General features: G+C 45.4%; 14 protein-coding genes and 1 pseudogene. 10 read left to right on the top strand and 5 right to left on the bottom strand.

Features of this window, described 5'->3' with window-relative positions; translation table 11 throughout:
• Positions 1–40: 40 nt before the first annotated feature.
• The 10 genes from JNN12_13325 (at position 41) to JNN12_13370 (ending at position 16449) form a co-directional block, all read left to right on the top strand.
• Positions 41–2380: a DNA topoisomerase IV subunit A gene (locus JNN12_13325; GenBank protein MBL7979315.1), complete on the top strand. Its 2340-nt coding sequence runs from the start codon at positions 41–43 to the stop codon at positions 2378–2380.
• Between the two features lie 27 nt (positions 2381–2407).
• On the top strand, positions 2408–3169 hold the full coding sequence (locus JNN12_13330) for a hypothetical protein (protein MBL7979316.1): 762 nt from the start codon (positions 2408–2410) through the stop codon (positions 3167–3169).
• A gap of 38 nt (positions 3170–3207) precedes the next feature.
• The gene (locus tag JNN12_13335; GenBank protein ID MBL7979317.1) at positions 3208–5136 is read left to right on the top strand and encodes a type IIA DNA topoisomerase subunit B; all 1929 of its coding nucleotides are present in this window, start codon (positions 3208–3210) and stop codon (positions 5134–5136) included.
• 65 nt (positions 5137–5201) lie between these two features.
• Entirely contained in the window at positions 5202–7235 is a 2034-nt protein-coding gene (locus JNN12_13340) for an ATP-dependent helicase (GenBank protein ID MBL7979318.1), read from the top strand.
• A gap of 50 nt (positions 7236–7285) precedes the next feature.
• Positions 7286–7687 carry a GNAT family N-acetyltransferase gene (locus JNN12_13345; protein MBL7979319.1) on the top strand — a complete coding sequence of 134 codons (402 nt, stop codon included), beginning with the start codon at positions 7286–7288 and terminating at the stop codon, positions 7685–7687.
• An 834-nt stretch (positions 7688–8521) separates the two neighbouring features.
• Entirely contained in the window at positions 8522–10339 is a 1818-nt protein-coding gene (locus tag JNN12_13350; protein MBL7979320.1) for a patatin-like phospholipase family protein, read from the top strand.
• Positions 10336–12543, top strand: a complete 2208-nt coding sequence (locus JNN12_13355; protein ID MBL7979321.1) for a hypothetical protein — start codon at positions 10336–10338, stop codon at positions 12541–12543. The genes JNN12_13350 and JNN12_13355 overlap by 4 nt, the downstream gene beginning before the upstream one ends.
• A gap of 127 nt (positions 12544–12670) precedes the next feature.
• Entirely contained in the window at positions 12671–14866 is a 2196-nt protein-coding gene (locus tag JNN12_13360; protein MBL7979322.1) for a GHKL domain-containing protein, read from the top strand.
• 165 nt (positions 14867–15031) lie between these two features.
• Entirely contained in the window at positions 15032–15406 is a 375-nt protein-coding gene (locus tag JNN12_13365) for a response regulator (protein ID MBL7979323.1), read from the top strand.
• Positions 15403–16449, top strand: coding sequence for a response regulator (locus JNN12_13370; protein ID MBL7979324.1), 1047 nt, complete (start codon positions 15403–15405; stop codon positions 16447–16449). Before JNN12_13365 ends, JNN12_13370 begins: the two co-directional genes overlap by 4 nt.
• Positions 16450–16495: 46 nt before the next feature.
• Here JNN12_13370 and JNN12_13375 read toward each other — a convergent pair whose 3' ends face one another.
• The 5 genes and pseudogenes from JNN12_13375 to JNN12_13395 form a co-directional block, all read right to left on the bottom strand.
• Entirely contained in the window at positions 16496–17767 is a 1272-nt protein-coding gene (locus JNN12_13375; GenBank protein ID MBL7979325.1) for a T9SS type A sorting domain-containing protein, read from the bottom strand.
• On the bottom strand, positions 17764–18165 hold the full coding sequence (locus JNN12_13380; protein MBL7979326.1) for a hypothetical protein: 402 nt from the start codon (positions 18163–18165) through the stop codon (positions 17764–17766). The genes JNN12_13375 and JNN12_13380 overlap by 4 nt, the downstream gene beginning before the upstream one ends.
• 47 nt (positions 18166–18212) lie before the next feature.
• Positions 18213–21086 carry an FAD-binding oxidoreductase gene (locus JNN12_13385; protein ID MBL7979327.1) on the bottom strand — a complete coding sequence of 958 codons (2874 nt, stop codon included), beginning with the start codon at positions 21084–21086 and terminating at the stop codon, positions 18213–18215.
• Positions 21083–23107 (bottom strand): GWxTD domain-containing protein, encoded by a 2025-nt coding sequence (locus JNN12_13390; protein MBL7979328.1) that lies wholly within the window; start codon positions 23105–23107, stop codon positions 21083–21085. Before JNN12_13390 ends, JNN12_13385 begins: the two co-directional genes overlap by 4 nt.
• 19 nt (positions 23108–23126) lie before the next feature.
• Positions 23127–25460 (bottom strand): annotated as a pseudogene (locus tag JNN12_13395) (UvrD-helicase domain-containing protein).
• Between the last annotated feature and the right edge of the window lie 15 nt (positions 25461–25475).

Below are 25475 nucleotides of genomic sequence, written 5' to 3' on the forward strand. Positions count from 1 at the left end.
CAAGCCCAAAAATCGTAGAACAGACCCGAACGAATATAAAATGCCCATAGTAGATGTAATTTCATTGCAGGATACTGCCCGACAAAAGTACCTGAATTATGCCCTTTCTGTCATTACAAGTCGTGCCTTGCCCGATGTTCGGGATGGCCTAAAGCCCGTCCATCGTCGGATTTTGTATGCGATGTACAACAATTTGCGGTTGTTGCCAGAAGGGCGCCACCGGAAAAGCGCACAGGTGGTGGGGGAGGTTATTGGTAAGTTCCATCCACATGGCGATACGGCAGTATATGATGCAATGGTGCGGATGGCCCAAGACTTCTCGATGCGCTATATGCTGGTGGATGGACAAGGGAACTTTGGTTCGATTGATGGCGATAGCCCGGCGGCGATGCGCTATACCGAAGCCAAGTTACGTCCGATGGCTGTTGCCTTGATCGAAGAAATTCGGCAGCAAACCGTTCCTTTTCGCCCCAATTACGACGGAACACTGTCTGAACCGATTGTGTTGCCCGCGCAAGTTCCCAATTTATTGGTGAATGGAACCACCGGCATTGCGGTTGGAATGGCCACCAATATTCCGCCGCACAACCTTGCTGAAACCTTAGACGCTGCGATCTTATTGGCCAAAAAACCGGAATTAACGGTTAAAGATCTTATGGAAGTGTTTTGGGGACCGGATTTTCCGACTTTTGGGCGGATTCTTAATACGCGAGATGAACTGATCAAGGTCTATGAGTCTGGCGAAGGGGCCATCGAACTTCGTGGTGAATACACGACCGAAAAAATGGAAGGGAACAAGCAGGCGATTATCCTAACCTCTGTTCCGTTTGGCCACTCTAAGGCCGATCTTGTGGAGAAAATTGCGGATATTGTGCGTGGCGGAAAACTACCTCAAGTTGTAGATGTTTGGGATGAATCCACGACTGAAATTCGGGTGGTGCTGGAACTCAAAAAAGGGGCCGATGCGGATGCCGCGATGGCGTATCTCTTTAAACACACCCCCCTCCAAACGCGCTTCCATGTCAATATGACGTGCTTGATTCCGACAGAAAACCCTGAAATTTCAACCCCCAAAAAGGTAAACCTGAAAGAAGCCCTTCGGTATTTCCTCGATTTTCGGTACGATGTGGTGGTGAAAAGACTCCGGCACGAGTTAGAAATGTTGGAGAAGCGTATCCACATCCTGAAAGGCTTTGCCATTATTTTTGATGCCTTAGACGAGGCCATACGCATCATCCGTTCCTCCCGCGATAAAGCAGATGCCGCCAAAGGACTGATCAATCGCTTCGGCATTGATGACATCCAGGCCGATGCCGTGTTGGAAACCAAGCTATATCGGCTTGCCCAGTTGGAAATTGAGGACATCCTACAGGAGTTGGCCGAGAAAGAAGCCCGTGCTGCCGAGATCCGGGCTATTTTGGGTGATGAACAAGCCCTCTGGAAAATGGTGCGGGGCGAATTGCGCACCATCCGAAAAAAATTTGCCGATGAGCGCCGATCGGTAATAGCAGGCCCCGACGCAAAATTGGCCTATACCGAAGAAGCGTATATCATAAAGGAAGATGTGTATGTGATCGTGACCCGCGACGGTTGGGTAAAACGGCAACGCTCATATGCGAATTTGGAATCCATCCGCACCCGCGAGGGCGATCAAGTGGGCTGGGCATTACCCGGCTCCACCCGCGACTCGGTTTGCTTTTTCACGAGTTTGGGCAAAGCCTACACCATCCGCATAGACGAACTGAATCAAACCACAGGATATGGCGATCCGATTCAAAAATACTTCACTTTTTCTGATAGAGAACGGGTGATTGGCGTGGTGTCCTTTGATCCACGGGTCATGCCAGAGGCCCTTCACGAGAAAAAATCCTCTACCGAGCTGTTTGGCGAAGTAGAAGAGGAAATCACAGGGCCTTTTTTGGTAGGACTCACTGCTGCGGCCATGGCTGTCCGACTGACGAGTGAAGCCTTTGTAGAACCTTCTACAAAAGCAGGACGCACGTTCATGAAAGTCCCGCCCGGCGATGAAGCCTTGGCGGTATATGTGGCGCGTGGTGATGAAAATGTGTGTATAGCTTCGCAACAAGGGCGTGGTCTGATCTTTCCACTTAATCAGATTTCGGTGGTGAAGGGGGCAGCACGCGGCGTAATTGCGATGCGGTTGGAGCCAAAAGACCGCTTAATGGGCTTTGCGCTCTCTGGCGCGCAACGACAAGGACTGACCGTGGAGACCAATCGGGGGCGGCAAGAAATTGTACGTCCCACCAAGTTCGAGGTGTCCAAAAGAGCGAATAAAGGCAAGAGCATCATTGAACGCGGAACCTTGGTAAAGGCCCTTTATGAACCCGTAGAAATACGGTTAAATGGTACGAGTGAATAAAGGTGAATTATTGTACAAAAAGGCTTTATGAAAAAAGTTAGCCGTTTTTTTTGGTACGACCTCGAAGATGAATTCGGTATTCTGATGACGCCAGAAGAGCAACAGCGTACCCGAACCTATGGGGACTTGTTACACTTGATTGGTTCCAAAATGGGCCGTATTCCATCGGAGGCTACTCTCCAAAGAGTTTTTGAGGAACGGGCAAAGTGGGCAATTGCTACTGTATTCGAGATTCCTTCGGAGAAAGTTCGTTTATCGGATTCATTGACACATGTCTTAGACAAAATACCGTCTGAAAACGACATGGCGTTGTTGTCTATTCAAGCAAATGTGGATTTTCATCCTGTCTCGGATCGCTTTATCCATACCTCCGTCCGGTTGGAGCAAGGTGGAATGGCCTTTTTGGTTTTGCTTGGAACTGTTTTGGGGATATTGTTTACGGATAATCGTTCTCTACAGATTATGGGGATGGCCGCATTAGCTTTAGTGGCAATTTGGGTGTATGGCTTTCGGAAAATGGAACAGCAGAAAAAAGCGGCCTATAGTAAAATTTTGGTGAGCGATATGGTTTCGGTGATGACCAAGCAGTTTTTGGAAGGAGCGCCTTCATATCCGCAAAGCCTTTCAAGTGAAGACCTTGAGCAGCAATTTAGAAGGTTGTTTATAGAAGGATACGAGATTCCAGAAGCCACCTTGCAACCACATGCTGACTTGATCCGAGACTTGCACTTAGACGAAAACGAAGACGACAATAATCTTCCAATAGTCATTCCATCTATACACCGATAAAATATGAAATAGTAAAATAAAGTTAGAAAAACAAATACATGGGTAATTATACAGGCGAGAATATACAAGTCCTTGAAGGACTTGAACCGGTGCGTAAACGTCCGGGGATGTACATCGGAGGAACGGGTAAGGCAGGGCTTCATCATTTGCTTTGGGAAATTGTGGACAATGCGGTGGACGAGGCTACGAACGGCTATGCCACGCTCATTGAAGTGACCCTTCATAAAGATGGGAAAACTTGCTCGGTGAGTGACAATGGGCGCGGCATTCCAGTGGACATCCACCCCGTCAAAAAAGTCCCGACTTTAGAGCTTATCCTCACCACGCTCCACGCCGGAGGGAAATTTGATGGTTCCAGTTATATCACTTCCGGCGGTTTGCATGGCGTAGGTTCTTCGGTGGTGAATGCCCTCTCGGAAGAACTCGTTGCCACCATCAAACGAGAAGGGAAAACGTATCAGCAAATCTTTACGAAAGGCGTTCCAATTACCAAACTCAAGGTACTCAATCCCAATTCGCGTGGTTCTGGGACAACCATCCAATTTCGGCCCGATGAAGACATCTTCGAGACCACTCTGTTTGATGCGGCCCTCATTGCCGAGAATTTAGAGACCAAAACCTATCTAAACAAAACTTTAAAGATTGTTTTTAAGGATGAAGTAAACGGAAAACGCTACGAGTTTCATCACGAAGGTGGCATTCGGGAATACCTGACCCACATGGTTGGGAAGGACAAAGCACGCCCCGTCCACTCCGAGCAATTTGCGTTGTCGCAACCGGACTTGGTGGCGGGTTTACGTGCAGAATTGGTACTACAATGGACGGAATCGCCGCGTGAGTCTATAAAATCGTATGTAAATGGTATTCCAACCTCCGATGGCGGTACACACGAGGCGGGCTTAAAAGATGGGGTGGTAAAAGCTGTTCGGGCATATATGGAAACGCACAACCTGACCGATAAAAAGTTGGAAATCTCGGCGGATGATATTCGGGAGGGGCTTTTTGCCATTCTGAATGTCTATATGACCGAGCCACAATTTCAGGGACAAACCAAAGACAAACTCAATAATCCAGAAGCCCGATCTTTGGTAAATAATGCGTTTCGATTGGATTTGGAACAATGGCTCAATGCCCACCCCTCGTTTGGGGATGCGATCGCGGCACGGGTGGTTCAGGCCGCCAAGGCCCGATTGGCCAGCCGGACAGCCGTTCAAGCCGTGCGTGCCAAATCGGTGGGTAGTTCTCGATTGGCCTTGCCGGGTAAATTGGCGGATTGTTCCTCCAAGAAGCCAGACGAATGTGAGTTGTTTATCGTGGAAGGAGACTCGGCGGGTGGCTCGGCCAAGCAAGGGCGCGACCGAAAGTTCCAGGCGATCTTACCACTACGCGGAAAAGTGTTGAATACAGAGCAGGCAAATGCCAAAAAACTAACCGATAACAAGGAGTTAAGCAACATCCTTTTGGCATTGGGCTGTGGCATTGGCGATAAAATGGACTTAGGCAATCTTCGATACCATAAAATAATCTTGCTTATGGATGCCGACTCCGATGGCCACCACATTGCAACGCTCTTGCTCACCTTTTTTTATCGTCATATGCGTCCGTTGATTGACGGTGGCTATGTTTATATTGCCCAGCCGCCTCTTTATCGGGTGGATGTAGGCAAAGAAACCTTCTGGGCTTTGGATGATACCGACCGAGAACGCATTATCCGTGAACAAAAAAAATCCAAACCCCGCGCCATAGCCGAAATCCAACGCTTCAAAGGCTTGGGCGAGATGATGCCGCAAACCTTGAAAGAAACCACCCTCGATCCGGATAAGCGCCGTTTACTACGGGTCGCCATACCGGATACCGAACGCCTCAGAACCGAACAGATGATTACCGACTTAATGGGCAAGGATGCCTCTGCGCGATATCGGTTTATCATGGAAAACGCCGAAGAAGCGGAGGAACTTGACGTTTAAAGCAATTTAGGGCGTTTTGATGGGCGACTGGCTGGCGTATATTATAGGAAACTCCGTCCAAACGCATGACACGCTCTTTTGTCCTAAAACCGGAATCTGCACCTATCCCATCGGTGCATTATCAAATTCCATATGCCGAACACCTCAATCCACAACAATTGGCGGTGGTCGAGGCGCTAAATGGCCCCGCTTTAGTGATTGCAGGAGCTGGGACAGGAAAAACGCGCACCTTGATATACCGCTTGGCCCGATTGGTGGAAAGCGGCATTCCTCCCGAAGAAATTGTATTACTTACCTTTACCCGGCGTGCGGCGCGAGAAATGCTAAACCGTGCCACAACTTTATTGGATGGACGATGCGAAGGCATCAAAGGGGGTACTTTTCATGGTTTTTGTCTGAGTATATTACAACGATTTGCTCCACAAATAGGTTTTCCAGCTCGGTTTAGCGTTTTAGATGCTGCTGATGCCGCCGATGTCGTGGACTTGCTTCGTACCCAGCGAGGACTCCATCGATCAAAAACCCGTTTCCCCAAAAAGGACACCCTATACCATCTCTTTTCTGCAAGCGTAAACCGTCAAAAAGAACTCCCCCAACTCCTCGCCCAAGAATTCCCACAACACGTCAGACACGAGGCCGAAATTTTGGCATTATACAAAGCCTATGACCAGTATAAACAGCAGCATGGGCTAATGGACTACGACGATTTGTTGGTACGCACGTTACAACTCTTCGAAGCACATCCCACCATTCGATACGAAGTGTGTGCCCGAATTCGGCACGTCTTGGTGGACGAATTTCAAGACACCAACAAACTCCAAGGCGATCTGGTGGCGGCTTTTGCGTCGGTTCATAGGAATGTAATGGCTGTAGGCGATGACGCCCAAAGTATTTATGCCTTCCGAGGGGCCAATTTTCAAAATATCATGGGGTTTCCCACACGTTTTTCTGGAACAACCCTGTATAAACTAGAAGAAAACTACCGATCTACCCCGCCCATTTTGCACTTGGCCAATTACATCTTGTCCCAAGCCCATGAACGCTACGAAAAGGAACTATTCTCTCGAAGAGAAGGTGGTGAACTTCCGGCAATTGTTCAAGCCCCAGACGACCGCTTCCAGAGCCGATTTGTATGCCAAATGGTCTTGCAATTGCGCGAAGAAGGCGTTCCTTTACACGAGATGGCAGTCCTCTTTCGCAACGGACGCGACTCCTACGACCTCGAACTGGAACTGGCACAACGCAACATCCCTTTTGTGAAGTTTGGTGGGTTAAAATTGAACGATGCCGCCCACATCAAGGATGTTTTGGCCCATCTTAAAATCGCCGAGAATCCATTAGATGTGGTGGCATGGCAAAGGGTGTTGTTGTTGCTTAAAGGAATTGGGCCGAAAACCGCACAAGAACTTATTGCATGGGTTTTAAACACGGATAGGCCCTATGATTTTGACAGCCTACAATCATTTGAAAAATATGCCCAACAACTAAGGCCACTCGCTTTGCTATTGCAGGAGTTACGAAAAGGGGAACACCTTGCTTCGTCTCAGGTGTCTGATGTCATTCATTATTATGGCTCAATTTTGGAACGGGTTCATCCTGATGATACCGAAAAACGTCGTCAGGATCTGGAGCATTTTATAGGGATTGCTGCCAATTTCGCAACGCGAAGAGACTTGCTCAGTGCGCTGGCACTTGATCCTATCGAACGAAGCACGGTGGAGGTGGAAGCCACCCAAAAGGATGAAGCTCCGTTGGTTTTGTCCACTATTCACTCAGCGAAGGGACTGGAATACCAGGCTGTTTTTATTACCCAAGCACTGGAGGGCGTTTTGCCTTCCGGTTATGCACTTAATAATCAATCGGCAATAGACGAGGAAAGACGTTTGTTGTATGTGGCCCTCACCCGTGCAAAGGATTATCTGTTTGTTTCACATCCGGTGCTCGGATATCAAAGGAGTTTTGGTGGTGAATATTTTACCAAGCCTTCACGCTTTATTCAGGATATCCCTGAACACCTCGCAGAGCCTTGGCAACTGGTAGAGTCGGCTGTTTCCAACAACGAGCTACCCACGAGTGATCCTCATTTATCACTTCCTTAATCATGGTTACGCCAATGATTGCCCCACCCTTTTCGATTCATTTATCTGACATGGAGTCGCTCTCGGTCATTGAGCGACTCAACGAAGCCATTTTTGGTGATCGGCATATCATTGCTCGTATGGATCGCGAAGACCTAACGATTTTGTTGGCGTATTTTGAAGGATTACCTATTGGATTTAAAATCGGATATATGGGAAATGAAAAGGTTTTTTATAGTGCAAAAGGAGGGGTTCTGCCAGCTTATCGCAGGAATGGCTTGGCACGTGCCATGTTATATCATATGATGGAAATTGCCCAAGCACGGGGTTATCGTGCTTTTGTCTTTGATACGTTTCCCAATAAACACCCTGGAATGACGATTCTTGCGCTCTCGGAAGGATTTTCCGTAATCAATGCCCAGCATAACCGAACTTTTAATGATTATAACCTGCGGTTTCAAAAGGTGTTGTGAAGGCAAACATCATTGTAAGGTCTTTCTTGATAAAGTCGTTATTGTGGCTACGTAGGGAAGATATTGTGGCCTTATTTTATTCAATCCCTATATGTGTTAGACTGTGTAATAATAGGTTCGATAATGGCTAAATTATTTTATTATTTGGTAAAATACTATGAATAAAGTGGATTGCCCAACGCGTTGCGTAAATCCCAATGTCAGTGTAAAAAAGCGGATCCGCAAAGCCCAAACTAAAAGGGCTTGAAATAAGCGAAGCGATTCACGAATACCGGAAAAATCAAAAAGTGCCGTGAGTCATTTTGCCAACGCACAACAAAGGCGAACAGAAACAGGATAGAATATAAAGCGAACGTGAATATGTTGGCCATTTTTTAGAATAAAGCCCAGAATTTACCTTTCTTCCTCAAATACATTGTAAAAATGGGCATTTATTTTGTGTGTCGGTTCGCTCGGCCTTTACTTCATGTGTCGCTTTGCTCGGCTGCGCTCAATGACCGCCCGGAAAGTTGACTATTTTGAGTTCTCCTTAATTTTTGGCCAAAATATAGATCAAGGTCTTAAATGTAAAAAAATAAGGTCCAACCTTGAAATTTATAAAACCTTTTGCCTATATTGAATAGGCCACCGCTACTGAAAAGTTCTGAATAAGTTAGGTAAAATCAATTCTTGCACCTGAGCAAAAGTCATATGCAGGCGTTCGTGCGGCGATGGTAACAGAAGTTGATCGGAGAAAAACTGACCTGAAGTTCGGCAAGTTAGAAGGTGTCAGCATGTTTCGGAGAGGCCAAAATTAAAAATTAATATTATTGGTCATCCTAAGCCTAATCTGTAGTGAAATTAAAAATTTCTTCTAATTCAAAATATTTTCCATTGAAACCTGCATTCAATACCCAATACGGCGAGTATTTATCCAATGTTTTTGGATATTTAGGCGAAGAAGAAATTGCTCAGATTTTTGCCAATACACAAATCTTAAATTTTGAAACAGGTGAGTTTCTGTTTAATCAAGGACAAATCCAACATGCGCTTTACATCGTTCTGTCGGGGCGCTTTCGTGTTTTATTTGAAAGTGAACAAGCAACCCAAATTCTGGGCGATGTATCGGCAGGTGAGCCAGTAGGTGAACTCGGACTGTTTACAAAAGAGCCGCGTAGTGCATCTGTTGTAGCACTAAGAAAGTCCGTGGTTATGCAACTAAATGAGGAAGACTACCTGAAATTGGTTGAAAAATATCCCTCATTGGCACACACTATCACCCAATTTGTGATTAATCGCTTGCGAAAAAATGCGTTACAACATGGTACAAGTGCGCCACCGAAGAATATTGCCATTGTAAACTTACAACCTGATACCAACAACATAAGTGACTGGGCAGACAGCATCAAGCAAACCCTTGGTACGATGGCGGTAGATACTCACATTTATTACCATGATGACCTTCGATCAAATGACCATATACACGATCTTTTTAATACCATAGAAAACCATAAAGGTCTTAATTTATTGGTCTGTGATTCAAAGAACATATCATGGGCTAATCAGTGCATAACATATTGTGATTTGGTATTGGTCGTTACGGAATTTAATGCACCTTCTGAAAGTTATCCAATTGAAGAAGATTTAAAACTATACACTTCAAACATCTTAAATAAAAAAGTTTATTTAATACTCTTACATCCCGAAAATACGACTTCGCCTACAAATACACGACGTTGGTTTCCGGGGAGGAAATTTGATCTACATTTACATATTCGTACAAAAAATATCAGGGATACCCGTCGGCTTTGTCGTGTGCTCACACATCAATCCATAGGCTTAGTTCTTGGAGGCGGTGGGGCAAAAGGGTTTTCACATATTGGTGCGACAAAGGCTTTAATTGAATCGGGAATTGAAATTGATTTTATAGGCGGGACAAGTGCTGGGGCATTATTTGGCATTGGCTTAAGTTTTAATGAATTTGACATACCCAAAACAATCGCTATTTCCAAAGCAGGAGCGGCAAGCAAACCCACCTCAAACGATTATCATTTTCCATTTTTATCCCTCATGACGGGTCGTAAAATGCGAAAATTATTGCATCAAACCTTCGGGGACATGCACCTCGAAGATATTTGGATACCCAGTTTTTGTGTCTCGGCCAACTATTCTACAGCCACCCTAACAGTCCATGAAACGGGTTTAATAAGGCAACGAATAGAAGCAAGTATAGCAATCCCTGGTGTATTCCCACCTGTAATTATTGACCAGCATTTGCATGTTGACGGTGGCGTTATGGATAATTTACCCATTGAGCCTATGTATAAAAAACCCGTTAAACATATAATTGCCATTTCTCTTTCTCTGCAATCACCTCATCTTGTTGACATAGAAACAGTACCTTCAGCTTGGACACTTTTAGTGAATAAACTAACGAAGAGACGGCGATTTAAATTACCTCAGATGGCTTCCATCTTGATTAATTCGCTAACGCTCAATAGCGTACAAAAACAGGCGAGAACCAAATCCATGGTCTCAATCTACCTTGAAATGGATTTCAAAAAAATTGGGCTCCTCGACTGGTCAAAATGGGAAGAATTACTAGAACAGGGTTATATAAAAATGAATCAATATTTAAAGGATATCCCTGAAGGCCAACAATTCTGGAAATGAGCTATTTCTTTTCAAAAACACTAGTACCAATCTTTATTTCTTTTCTTTTACCCATTCTTGTTATTGCTCAAAAAGATGAAATACTCCGTATTGATCGCGTAACAGAAAGAGGTGTTTTACTTAAAAAAGGGTGGAAATATAACATTGGCGATGACCTAGCATGGGCTAAGCCTGAGTATGATGATAAGGGATGGAAAAACATTGACCCGACGCAAGAAATTGCTCATTTACCACAAATCTTCAACGAAGAGATAAAATGGTTGCGGCTTAGTTTTGAGATAACAAATCATTTACCCTTGCCACTTGGGATTGCAATTAACCAAGCAGGGGCTTCAGAAATCTATTTAAATGGACGGCTCATTCATCGGATTGGGCATTTTGATACCAATATAAAAAATGTCGTTGCTTATGACCCAAATGAGGCGGCCATCCATTTTCCAGCACCTACACCCGGACGATATGTGCTGGCTATTCGCTATGTGTTACAACCAAATATTCGATATACAAATGTATTTACTGCCTCATACAATAGCTTCTTTAAAGCCACTATTGTAGATTTAATACCTACGCTCTATAAACAAAAATCGGACAGTCTTTTTTATTCAGGAGTAGATATTTTTACGGTCGGTGTTGTCTTTTTGCTTTTCGTACTTCATACAGCTTTATATTTTTATCATAGAGATAATCAATTACAACTTGGTTTATGCATTTATCTATTGCTTGCATGGCTTACGCGTGTCTTAAAAGTTATCGGTCAAAACCAAAATTTTGTTGAGGATCGTTTTTGGGTTTTAAATGGATCAAACTTATTATTAAGCATTTCTATACTATGTATGACTTATATCATCTATCGTATGGCAAATATGCGTCTTGATAGATATTATTATATTATAATTATTTATCATATCGTCTATATCATGATCTCAATCACTGTCTATGGCTCTCCTGTGCAAAGGATTTTATTATTGATAGCATCATTTTATAGTTTCTTTGTTCTAATTAGGGTTGTAAAAGTGGGATATTATAATCGTATTAAAGGCTTCTTGGTATTGGGTATAGCGATATCATTATCCTTATTAGGATTGATTTTAATTTCATCTGCAACTCAATTTTTAGGGTATAAACTCACTTATTTTGGATTTACAGATCTAAAATATGGTTTTTCACCTTATGTCATCACCTTGGTGTTTAATGCTGGTTTTATTGCTATCCCAGTCGGTCTTTCCCTTTTTATGGGGATCCAAGGTCGTGAAACGAATAAAGCCTTGAAAAAACAATTGGATGAGAACGACGAACTAAAAAACAAAGCCCTTGAATACGAGCATGAAAAACAATACCTGCTTGCTTCCCAAAACGAAATCCTTGAGAAGTTGGTGACGGAACGAACGGCTGAACTGAATCACTCGTTAGAAAAGCTCCAAAACACCCAAAATCAGCTTGTACAATCTGAGAAATTAGCCAGTTTAGGCGAACTAACCGCAGGCATCGCCCATGAAATACAAAACCCGTTAAACTTTGTCAATAATTTTGCTGAACTTAGTGTGGACTTAGCCAAAGACCTGAATGAGGAGATACAAAAATCGGACATGGATCGGGGATATGTGGAAGAGTTATTAAATGATCTGACCCTCAACCAATCAAAAATACAGCACCACGGAAAACGGGCCAGTAATATCGTTAAAGGAATGTTGGCGCACTCACGGGCGAATACAGGCGGACGAGAATGGACGGATATTAACAAATTGGCTGATGAATATTTGCGGTTATCCTATCATGGTCTTCGTGCCAAAGACAAGAGCTTTAATGCCAATTTCCAAACGGACTTCGACAAAAATCTGCCGTTGGTGGAGGTGGCTCCACAAGAAATCGGGCGCGTCCTGCTTAATTTATATAATAATGCTTTTTATGCGGTAAACGATAAGAAAACCAAAGATACCGAAAACACCTCCTATCAGCCCACGGTTATCGTTTCCACCCAAAAAGTTAACCAGCAAGTCATTATTAAGGTTAGAGACAACGGTATTGGTATGCCCGAAGCTGTAAGAGCCAAGGTCTTTCAACCTTTCTTCACGACCAAACCCGCAGGTCATGGCACGGGGCTGGGCTTGTCCATCAGCTACGACATCATCACCAAAGGGCATGGAGGTAGTTTTGAGATAGAGACTAAAGAGGGCGAGTTTACAGAATTTATTATTAGGCTATGACAAGAAAAATGACCTTAAAATTTATAAAAAATCTTAATCTTCGTTGTTATATAGAATAGAAATGAACAAACAATCATTTTTTATTTTACATTTCGAATAAATGCAAATAAATTTGAAAATATGCACCATGAAATATTTACTTTTATTTTTATTTTCTTTCGTAAATATTGCCATTGCTCAAGAGCGTGACATGATCTACATAGGCGACCTTCCTACCGAGGGGCTTGCTTTGGATAAGGGATGGAAGTACCGAGAGGGGGATGACCGCAACTGGGCGAAGCCGGGCTTAGATGAAACCGGGTGGATTCCTATTGACCCGACCAAGGAATTGAGGGAGTTGCCCCATGTTTTTAATAGTCGTGCGAAGTGGCTTCGCTTAGATTTTGAGATAAAAACAAAGCGTTCTAAAGCTACTGGAATCACCATTACACATGCTGGGGCTTCCGAAGTTTATTTGAATGGGCGTTTGTTGTACCAATTTGGTCATTTTGATACAGACTCCACCAAGGTGAGGGCGTATGACCCATTGGAGTACCCGATTCATTTTCCTGCCGATTCTCTCGGCCGCTATACTTTAGCAGTACGCTACGCCTTGCAACCCGGAATCCGTTATTCTGAAATCTATACATTGACCAAAAACCGCCTGTTTAGTGCAACGCTTTTTGATCTTAATGCTGCTATCGAGCAACATAGATACTTTAAAGTCTTTTATACCAGTACAGATGTTTTTAAAGTTGGCTTTTTTTTGATATTATTTATACTTCACCTTGCCTACTATTTATTCCAAAGGCAAAATAAAACGCATTTAATTTTGGCTATTTATTTATTGGCCAATGTGCTTGCTTATGCTTTTAAACTAACGGGGCAAAACCTAGCTGATATAGCATGGCGATATTATGCCCTTAATCTTTCAATTTGGATGTACATCGTGGGTCTGGTTACGACCTTCTTGGTTTTTTACCGTATTGCCAAAATACGAATAGATATATACTTTTATGTCCTATTGGGTTATTCCATTATACATATGCTGGTGACGAGCCTTTCGTATAGTGACATCCCGTGGCATATTTTATTGGTATTGATCAGTTCCATTCTTAGTTCTATACTCTTTATCCGGCTTACGCGCATTGGTTTGAAAAAGAAAATTAAAGGTTTTTCGACGTTGGGCATTGCGGTTCTTGTAGCGCTACTCTGTTTATGGTGTACTTCAACCGCCTTAGCGTTTTGGGACTTTGGCTTTTCAACGCTTGGCTATAAAGAAATGAATAACGGGATGTCGCCCTACTTTATCGAGGCTGTGTTTGCCTTTGGCGGCATTGCAATACCCATAGGCTTATCCCTATTTATGGGCATTGAAGGCAATGAAGTCAATAAAGCACTCAGCCAACAATTGGCGGAGAATGAGCAACTTAAGAATAAAGCCATTGAACAGGAGCAGGAAAAACAACACATCTTGGCTACCCAAAACGAAACACTTGAAAAGCAAGTGGCGGAACGGACTGCTGCCTTGAACGATTCCCTCGAAACACTCAAGGCTACCCAAGACCAGCTTGTGCTTTCCGAGAAGCTAGCAAGTTTAGGCGAACTTACGGCAGGTATCGCCCACGAAATTCAAAACCCTTTGAACTTTGTGAATAACTTCTCGGAACTTAGTGTGGACTTGGCTAAAGAAATTAGTGAAGAAATCCATAAACCAGATATGGATAGGGTTTATGTAGAAGAACTCTTAACAGACCTTAGTGAAAATCAGGAAAAAATACACCACCACGGAAAAAGAGCCAGCAATATTGTTAAAGGGATGCTTGAACATTCGCGTGAGCGTTCAGATGTAAAGACTCCCACCGATCTCAGTGCATTGGCTGATGAGTACTTGCGGCTCTCCTATCATGGTTTGCGTGCAAAAGACAAGGGGTTTAATGCCAACTTCAAAACTGACTTTGATACGCAGCTCCCCCAAATTATGGTTGTGCCGCAAGACATGGGGCGTGTATTTCTGAACTTGTTTAATAACGCCTTTTATGCTGTTAACGAAAAAAGGCAAAAAAATCCTAACAAGGATTACCAACCGATGGTTGAGGTGTCGGCCCGCCTGCTTAATCAACAGGCAGTCATCACGGTAAGAGACAATGGCATAGGAATGCCCGAAAGTGTAAGGGCCAAAGTCTTTCAACCATTCTTCACCACCAAACCAACAGGGATGGGTACGGGCCTAGGCTTGTCTATTAGCTATGATATTATTACCAAAGGACATAGCGGTACTTTTGAAATAGATACAAAAGAGGGTGAATTCACTGAATTTATTATTCAGATACCAACTTTATAAAAAACAAACTGACAATAAAAAATTTAATCTTTCCGGGAAAAAAAGCATCTAAATTCTCTTATTAAGCATTTGTCAAACTGGCATTTCCGAGATCAGTACAGCAACGACTGTATTCACCCAAACCGTATCTACGTATTCATACAACTTGTTTAAGAACTTCACAATATGAACTTGCTAATTGTAGATGATGAAGCTGATGTCAAAACACTCTTCTTGCAGCGTTTTCGACGTGAAATCCGTAATGGATTATTTACCTTGTCTTTCGCATATTCTGGCGAAGAAGCCCTTACATTCTTATCCCAACATGCGCAAGAGGCTGTCTTGATCCTTTCCGACATTAATATGCCGGGTATGAGTGGGTTAGAACTCCTGCGCCAAATTCGCTCCAAAAATAGCGAGCCGCCCCCCATCGTCATGATGATCACCGCTTATGGCGACAAGGAAAGCTACGAGCAAGCGATGCGTCTGGGAGCAAATGATTTCCTGAACAAACCTTTGGATTTTAATTCTCTTAAACAAAAACTGGTAGCCCTGGTATGAGTTACAAAATCATGGTTGTGGATGACGAAAATGATTTTGAACAGCTTATTCGTCAAAAATTTCGTCGTCAGATTCGGGAGAAATTGTATCAGTTTGTCTTTGCCCAAAACGGTAAAGATGCGTTAGAAAAATTAGAAGCAAACCCCGATATTGATGCCGTTTTTAGTGACATCAATATGCCCATTATGGATGGGCTAACCTTGCTTCTAAAACTTAGCGATAAAAACCCTTTACTCAAAACCGTTATTGTTTCTGCTTATGGCGATATGGACAATATCCGCTGTGCCATGAATAGAGGTGCATTCGACTTTATCTGCAAGCCAATCCAGTTTGAAGATTTGGAGTTGACGCTGACGAAAACCCTGAAGCACGTTGAGCAAATCAAAGAAACGCTTCAGGCCATTAAAGAGAACAACATCCTAAAAATGTATGTGGACGACAGCGTGCTTCAATTTATGACCCGGCCAGAATATGAAGCAACCCTTTTGGCTAATGAGACCATAGAAGCAACTGTTGTTTTTATGGATATCTGTGGCTTTACAGCTATATCCGAAAAAGAATCTCCCAATTTTGTTGTTAATCTAATTAATCATTATTTTGATCTGATGACCAAAGAAATCATCTCGCATGGCGGGCTGATAGACAAGTTTTTGGGCGATGCTGTGATGGCCATTTTTAGAGGCGACCATCATCTGGATAAAGCCATCGAGGCATCCTTAGCCGTTCTGAATGCGATTGAAGACCAAGAAGCGTTTCTTCCCGACCAAGCGACTTACTTCCCAAAAGTCTCCATTGGCATCAATTCAGGGGAGATGATTTCAGGAAATATCGGTTCAGTTACCCTTAAAAGATTGGATTTTACCGTAATTGGGGACGTGGTCAATACTGCTCAACGTTTACAAACGGCTGCACAAGCGGGCCAAATTGTGATCAGTAAGTCTATTTATGAAACCGTTAAAGACTCTTTTAATTGCAAAATTATTGGTGATATTAGCGTTAAAAATAAAACAATTCCGATTACCATTTATGAAGTTATTGACTAAGGCATTGTAGGTTGGCCATTGCTTTTAGAGATCATCGGGCATTACTTTAGTGTACAACCATCATCATCGTTCGAAATACGAATTTTTGCCCGGAAACTTCCACTATATACCTACCATTCGGCCATTGTCGCACATCCAGTACAGGTAGCAGCGATCCTTCGCCCATTAAAACATTCGCTTGGTAGATATTGTGTCCCATGAGGTCATAAACCCGTATTTGCCCTTCTGATACCTGATTCGTTTGTAGATGGAGAAAGACCTTGTTTTGTACGGGGTTTGGAGCAAGGTTGAAGCCAGTGTTGGGTTTGGGGAGCGTTTCTTTTTCGAGGGGTACAACCAGTTTTTGTAGGGCTTCTCCTATGCGGTTGGTCAATGGTGCCGATTGCCGGACACGTAAACTTTGCTCGATATGGATGAAGCGGCCATTACTTTTGGTGGCGGCTTTTGTGCAGGGGTTCGGGCTTTCATTGGTAAATCGTCCTTGAACATTGGTGGTGCCCGTAAGGGAGCAGGTTGTTATTCCATCGCCAGCAAACCCAACTGTCCAGTCGGGGTGTATTAGCGCTGTGTGCAAGGCCCTGATCAAGCCGTCGGCAACATTTGAAACCGTACTACTCAAAAAAACATCTTCACATGCCTCACTTGAGTGACCATGAAGGTTGATAAATCCCATATTATGGGGCACTAAAAGGGGATCATGCAAGGCCTCGTGTGTCCAGTGAAAGGGGGACTCTACTGTATGCGCGACATCACTTACGGGATAAGGAGCAGACGTACCTAAGCAAGCCGTTGTGGTTCCGCTACAACCCGAATAAGCTGCGTTTGCGCACCGATTAGCCCCAGCCATCATCAAAAAATAGCCGTTTATCTGCATAAACAAAGAGGCCCCTTGTGTTTCGGTCAATGTATCAAATTTGGGATGGGGTATCTCAATCGTCCAAGGCATAGCGCTGTAAGAGAGATTCCGAACATACACGCCCCAGCCACGCCGTATTGGGCTTTGTTCCAACAAAATCATAAACACCCGGTCTGGCCTCCCTGTTTCCAAGAATAAAATCCGTTCTAAAAATGGAAAATGCGTGATCCGTTGGTTGTCCGCTTCTTCCCAATTCATACCAAGAAAGGCCTTCATCATCCGTTGCCATGCAGATTTTTCGGATGGTGTGGGGAGGAGAAAGCCCTCACTTCCTTTCCGGGGTTGGGCATCGGCATAAGCAGTGATAAATTCCACCAATTGTCCTTCCAATGTCCGTACTTGCGCAAAGGATATAGATACCAACGACCATGCGGCGAAGAAGAATTGGAGTAGGTTTTTCATTTGGAGGCCATTAAGCGGATGGTGGTCACCTGAAAAATCTTACAGGTCGTTTCGTTGTTGTTGCGGTCATCTGGAAAAGTTGGGGTTACGGGATACTGGCTTTGCGGATTCGGGGAGATGGTGCGACTCATCCATTCGCCTTGAACCTGCACTTTTCGGTTGATCCAGCCATCAAATTTGTCAGCGTCTGCTTCTGTATCTAAAGACAGAACAACACTTTTTTTCCTTGGGCGTGTCAAAACATAATAGTCGCTACCTTGTGCACAATAACTTTCTAGGGTCTTGGCCCAAGCTCTTTTCTGGAGTTTACCGGTCAGCGTGACGGATTGCGGTTGGGCATTCAACGCCATTGTCGAGAGCATCATGCCGAACAAGAAGCAGTAAAAAGTGTATTTCATTGTAATGAAGGTTGTGTGATGAGTAAGAATATGATTTGGTTTTTAGGCTAACTCTTCCGTAATAAATGGGTTAGAACTTGTGCCGTATGACGTGCTGTTTTGCCCATCGTTCGATGGATTTGGTGTTGGCAGGAGCTGCCACAAGCCACCCACTGTGCTTCGAGGTTATTGCGTATGGCAGGAAGGAGCGAGTCCTCGGCCATTTTTAGGGAGTATTCCGTGTGTTCGGCCTCGTAGCCGAAGGATCCGGCCATGCCACAACAGCCCGTTTCGGGAAGGTTGCCCGTAAGATTGGGGATGGCATTCAGCACCTGTTTGATGGCCGAAGTACCTTCTATGGCTTTTTGGTGGCAATGGCTATGAATGGAAATAGCAGGCATTTTAGTTGGCCATTTAAGGCTTTTAAGTTTATTCAAAATATGGGGTTGTGCCAAGAAAAAATCAAAGGTCATGGTGTATCGGGCAATAGATTTTATTGCGGGGTGCGTCGGGAAAAATGCAGGATATTCGTCCTTTAGGGTGAGTATGCAACTGGGTTCTAAGCCTACGAGCGGAATGTTTTTTTCCGCATACGGGGCCAATTGGTCTAATAGTCGTTTGCCAGATTTTAGCACAGGCTGTATTAATCCCTTTGATATATACGTCCGCCCACAGCATTGACGGGTAACAACCAAAGGGCGAACGTCCATCTGTTCAAGTAGCCAAAGTGCATCCCGCGTCACATCTGGAGTCAAGTATGTGTTAAACGTATCCACAAAAAGCACCAAATCCGGCGAGTCGGGTAATGGTGGGAGGTTTCTTGCACCAAAAGGCTGTTTAGAAAACGTGGGGAGTGGCAGGCTGTTATCAATCTTGGCTAAGGCCCGTAATCCTTTCCGAAAAAACGCTATCTGGCTTACGCCATTGGCAATTGGTGCCATTTTGCCACTTAGAAGCGGTAAAATACGCGGCAATGCAGCCATCATCCGATCCCGAAGCGGGGCTTTATGGGCACGAAAATAAACCGTTTGCCACGCCAATTTGAGCTTGGCCATGTCCACCGAAGAAGGGCACTCGGCTTTGCATGCCTTACAAGAGATGCACAACGCCATAGCTGCCTTCATTTCGGGTCCATCCAAGGCCAGCGAACCCGCAAGGGCAGCCCGTAACACATTGGCCCGTCCTCGTGTGCTATGCATCTCGTCGTGGGTGGCGCGAAAGGGCGGACACATGGTTCCTGCTTGTAATTTTCGACAGACGCCAGCACCATTACACAGTTCGGTAGCGGCCTCCAAGCCCCGGACTTCCGAAAAATCTAAGGATTCATAGGTGTTTTTTTTGACGGGAATCGCTCTTAAATTTTCCGTAAAAGGAGGGGAGTCGGTTTTTTTACCCGGATTGAACAAGTTCTGGGGGTCAAATGCCTGTTTAATTTCCCGATAAACCCCATATAAATCGGGGCCAAAAAACGACTCTGCAAGCCAGCCACGCACCAATCCGTCACCATGCTCGGAGGAAATTACACCGCCATATTTCTTGGCGAGTTCCGCAGAGGCCATCGCAAGGTGTTTCATACGCGCCAAGCCCAATTCGGTCTGCGGATTCACGTACGGCCGGATGTGCAAACATCCTGCTGAAGCATGTCCGTAAATGGTGGCTTGGGTTTGGGTCTCTGCTAAAGCCGCTTCGAGTTCCGTTACGTAATCGGCCAAATATTCCACAGGAACCGCTGCATCTTCGATAAAAGGCAACGGCTTTAAATCGCCTCTTGTGCCCATTACCAAGCCCAATCCTGCTTTGCGTACTTCGCGGACATTCGATAATTCAGCCGCACTTTGGGCAACTGTGACCGCTATACATCCTGTTTGTCTTTGACAGATATTAACTGCTTCGGTTAATCTTTTAATACAGATTTCAAGTGTTTCACCGATCACTTCCGTCATGAGCAAAGCAACGGGATTTCCTTCCACAAACGTAAGGCGCGGGGCATAATCGGGCACTTCGCGGCAGCGGTCTAAGGCGTGATGATCCAGCAGTTCAATGGCATAAGGATCGGTTGTGAGCAAGGCGGGCGTAGCTCGGAGGGCTGCCATCCGGTCGTCAAAGTGGGCAATGGCCATAGCCGTGAAGTGTGGCTTTTCTACCAAGGAAAGGGTGATGTTGGTGAGAATACCCAAGGTTCCTTCTGAACCACATAGTAATTTCGCCAGATTGAAAGGCTCTTCCAAGAGGCGTTCTATCCGATAACCACCTTGTCGCCGCCAATGTCTTGGGGTATCGCGTCGGATAATGGCCTCCTTCTCCTGCAAAATCTGGTGTATTTTCTGGTATAGTTTACCCGTTGCATCTTCTTGTTTTTGTTTTACTTGAAGCTGTTCAGATGAACAGGTTTGAAGGGAAGCAAGGCTACCATCGTGTAAAATCAACGTTGCCGCTACGATATGATCCACCATCGAACCATATGCAATAGAGTGCGTACCTGTGGCATTCGTTGCCGTCATCCCACCCAATGTAGCCCGACTGGCAGAAGCCGGATCTGGCCCGAATAACAGGCCATGTGGTGCCAAAAAACGATTTAAGTCGTCCAAGATCAAGCCCGGTTCCACGGTAATCTGGCGTTTTTCGGCATTAAAATGCAGGATACGGTTTAGGTGTTTGGTGAAATCTATGACCAGCCCTCGTCCTATGGCTTGGCCAGCCAGCGAAGTTCCACTCCCCCGACCAATGATTGGTATGCCTGTCTGAATTGCGGCTCGAACGGCTAACTGAACTTGTTCTGATGTTTGTGGAACCAAAACCGCCAATGGCTGAATTTGGTACATGCTTGCATCCGAGGCATAGAGTGTGCAGGTGAGTGCATCCGCAAACAAAATGCCCTTTGGCAATGTGGCACAAGCCATTATAAAGGCCGCCAAGCGCTCTTGCTCATTGTTTCGCATCATTCTAAAGTCAAGTTGCAGGATTGGATGCGTTCTTGTCCGTTGGCACGCACCCGAACGGTCAGAAGATACGGTCCGTTTGGTAGTTTTTGGGTCTCTATACCCAAGCCAATGGCCTCGCTGGAATGAGAAGCCACCCCAGAAAACTGTACAGAACTGCCCGATTGCTGTTTGGAGAAAGCTGTTTGGAGAAGGCCCAAAAGGTCTTCCTTGGTATCCATCCGTTTTTTAGGAATCAATAGGGCTTCAACGGTGTAAGGACGTTCACCCGTTTCGTTTTGGGGTAAATCATATGCTTCAAGATAGAAATAAACGGGCAAGGCTTTTCGGAAAATAGGAAGGGGCGCGGGTTGAAATGCATACCCACCCCGATGTACCAATAAACGACCCACCTCAACTTCCTGAAGTTGATAAGCCAAAAGGATATCGCTCAGGCCAAATTTATTCGGTTTAAAATGAGGTACTTCGGTTTTGTCGGAAGACTGCCCAAATACACCCTGTTGTAGGACCTCGGCTTGCACCGTAAAACGGCCTTTAGGTGGCTGAAAGGTGTCTGCAACCACAAAAATGGTTTGCTGATTAAGACGAATCAATGGGTTGAAGGTGGTGTCTGCTGGAATGGGCAAGCTAGTGGAAAAGACCACTTGGTTGTTTTGTCGCCAGAAAAGGCCCGACTTTAAGGAGGGAGAAGGTTTCCCTGCCTGTATGATGGGCAGGCCCAAACTGAAGATGGCTTCTGTTTCTCCGGATGGAGTTCGGAAATACCGGAGGTCGCTTGGCATCATAAACTGACCACCAGCCTGCGTTTGCTCGCGTAGCACTTCCTGTTCTCCTTTTGATGGGCGATGGTCTTCGGAAAGGGTTGTGAGGTTTTGCATCTGCCGGACGAGTGCCAAAAAGCCAAACGAAAACGCCTCATATTGCCACCTTTCAAAGCCAGCTGTTCGGCCAATGTCCCAACCTTCTTTATCCGGCTCTTCCATCCGACGTGTGGTGAGCGGAAAGCCGTACCGAATTAGCACATCGCCTTTTTCCGTACCGAGCCATCCAAAGAGGTCGGCATAAGCCACCCGCATCGTGTGTTCGATCTTCCTCTCAGAGAATTCCGTCAGGTTTCGTGGGTCTCTTTCCTGCCAAAACCGTTGGGTAAAGCCTGTGCGATCTGCCTGAAAGGCGGCTTTTTCTTCCGCATTCAATAAGGGGTCTAATTCATGTAGTGCGGTGTAAACAACTGGCGGGGCAATGGCTTCAAACTGCTGCATCAATGTATCGGCCTGCTCAAATTGGCCTTGTCGTACGGCCACAATCAGCCGGACGGCATATGCGGTTTGGGCTTGTTTTTGGTCCATTAATACAGCAAACAATTGGTGTAAGAACGGGGTTTTTTGCGCACGTTGGGCGTAAAAATGGGCCAAAGCAAGCGTTAGTTCTTGCTGTCGGGATCCAGCCTGAAAAGCCTTTTCGAGGGCCATACGGGTTAGATGGGCCTGTTCTTCTACCTGTTGTGTCGGGAACAGCGTGTGTCCGACATCGCGAAATTGTCGCCAAAGTCCAATGGCGCGGCTTTCGAGGGCAAAAAGTTCCGCTGGTGCCAGCCGTAAAACCACATCGGCGGCCTCGGTGAGCGCAAAATTATTGGAAAAACCAGCTCCAAAAAATGGATCGCCGGATCGTAGCTGCTGCAACCGTTCCCTTCGTAAACCCAAGTGATGCGGCGCTTTTTCCAAGCCTTGCAAGACCGCACGACTTGCCCGAAACCAGTCCGGCTTGGGTGGTTTGGTGCGTTCATAAATTGCCCGTGCCAACCAAATGTCCGGCGAAGTATTTTCTCCACGCTCGACCCGTTTCAATAGTTGATGTGCCGTCTGCCAATCTTCTTGTTCTATGGCCGAGTAAATGGCTTCTGTTTGCTGAGCGATGTGTATTGTTTGGCAACCACTTGCCATCCATAACCAAACAAGCCCATAAAAAAATCCCATCCTACGGCCAAATAGTTGCGATATGACCAATAAGACGGGATTCATACATCATTTGGGTTTGGGATTATTCTACCACTTGCAATTTAGCAAATCGAAGAACCAATTTTTTCTGCCCGACCTCCCGAAAAAAGACGGTTGCTTTTGCTTGGTCGCCCACGCCTTCTATGGCGATTACTTTTCCCGTTCCAAACGACTCGTGATAAACCTTTTGCCCAGGTACGATGGGGCGTGAGGCGGCGGTATATTCTTCATCGTAAACCACACGGCGCCCTTCGGGAGGTTTGGGCGTTGCTTTAGGGGGGGGAGCGGTCTTTGAAGGCGGTGGATGTGTGGCCGGAGCACGGTAGCTATTTCCTTGTGTGGGGCCACTCCGCCACCGTCCGGCTTCGGTTGCGGTTGCACGAACGCCCGTAGCTTTTTGTGTACTCCAGCGGCCTCCGCCTTCCGTCTTGAGGACAGACGCATCCAATTCGTCCAAAAAGCGGCTCCGAAGACTGTCTTCCCATTTGCCATATTTAAACCGTGTTCGGGCAAAAGCCAGAAATAATTTTTCTTGGGCCCGTGTAATGCCTACATAAAATAACCGCCGTTCTTCTTCTAACTGTTTGGGATCGGCGGCGGCCTGTGGTAAAGGAAAGAGGTTTTCTTCCAGTCCGGTTAAGAAAACAATTGGGAACTCCAATCCTTTGGAGGCATGGAGCGTCATGAGCGTCACTTTGTTGTCGTTGCCCTCGTCATTGTCTGCATCGGTCAAGAGGGAAACTTCTTGCAAGAAACGGCTCAGCACAATGGTTCCATTGCCGTCATCGGTGAATTCCTGCTCATATTCTGCAATCGCATTCAAGAGTTCTTGCACGTTCTCCCACCGTGCCAAGGCTTCTACGGTGTTTTCCTGCCGTAATTCTTGCATCAATCCGGCTTCAGCCAATAACTCCCTTGCAAGTTCGGCAGCGGGAGTGCTGTTAAGCTTGGCCGCATATTTACCAATCATAAACCGGAATTTATCTAATGCCTGGTGGGCTGCTGGCGGGAACCCTAACAGACTTAGTTTCTCAAGCACTTGCCAATACGCCAACCCCTCTTTATGTGCCACCTCCGCGACCCGTTCGATGGACTTGGCGCCAATACCACGAGTGGGGTAATTAATCACCCGCTTTAAACTCTCGTTATCCGTCGGATTGATCACCAGACGTAGGTAGGCAACCGCATCCTTGATTTCCTTGCGCTGGTAGAAATTGATTCCGCCATAAATTTTGTAAGGAAGCCCACCCCGCCGCAAGGCATCTTCCAGTGACCGAGACTGTGCATTGGTTCGATATAAAATCGCAAATGAACGATATGGTAGGCCGTAGTTGAGGTGGATATGACGAATGTTTTGTTCTACTTTCGTCGCTTCATCTTTCTCCGAAAGGGCTTCTAATAGCGTAATGTCATCGCCCGAATTGTTGTCTGTCCAAAGGGTTTTGTCTATTTGGTCTTTGTTTTTCTTGATGATGGAATCCGCCAATTGTAGAATTTTTTTGGTGGAACGGTAATTTTGTTCCAAACGGACAATGACGGCTTGTGGGTAATCTTTTTGAAAGTCGAGGATATTGGTAATGTCGGCCCCCCTAAAGGCATAGATGGATTGCGCATCGTCTCCTACCACACAGATATTTTTATGGGTTGCGGCTAACATGCGGGTAATCACATATTGCGCATGGTTGGTGTCTTGGTATTCATCAATGTGTAAATATTTCCACCGTTCCTGATAGCGTGCCAAAATGTCTGGATGCTTCTGAAACAACTCAATTGGCTTAATCAGTAAATCGTCGAAGTCCATCGCATTGTTACGGCGCAACTGATCTTGATAGGGCTGATACAGACGGGCAGCGGCTTCATCCACCACACCATTTACGTATCGGCCATAATCTGCTGGACGGATAAGTTGGTTTTTTGCGGACGATATTTTGTGCAAAACTGCCCGTGGCGAAACGGTTTTGGCATCAATGGCCATTGTCGTCATTAACCCTTTGATCACACCTTGGGCGTCGTCGGTGTCATAAATCGAGAAGTCTTGGCTATGTCCAATTTTATCGGCTTCGCGGCGCAAAATTCTGGAGAAAACCGAGTGAAAAGTACCCATCCACAGTTCCTTCGCTTGGTCCTCACCCACCAATTTGCCAATCCGTTCGCACATTTCACGGGCTGCTTTGTTGGTAAACGTAAGCGCCAAAATCTGGCTCGGCCATGCTTTTCGAAGGGCCAACAGATAGGCAATGCGGTGCATCAGGGTTCTGGTTTTGCCAGATCCCGCTCCGGCAATAATCATCACGGGGCCATCGGAGGCTTCGACCGCTTGTCTTTGACTGGCATTTAAGCTGTCCAGAATAACTTGGGCCGCCTCATGGCTTGGTTCCTGAACAGAGGGTGT

The organism is Bacteroidetes Order II. bacterium, from assembly GCA_016788705.1.
Lineage (GTDB): Bacteria > Bacteroidota > Rhodothermia > Rhodothermales > UBA2364 > UBA2364.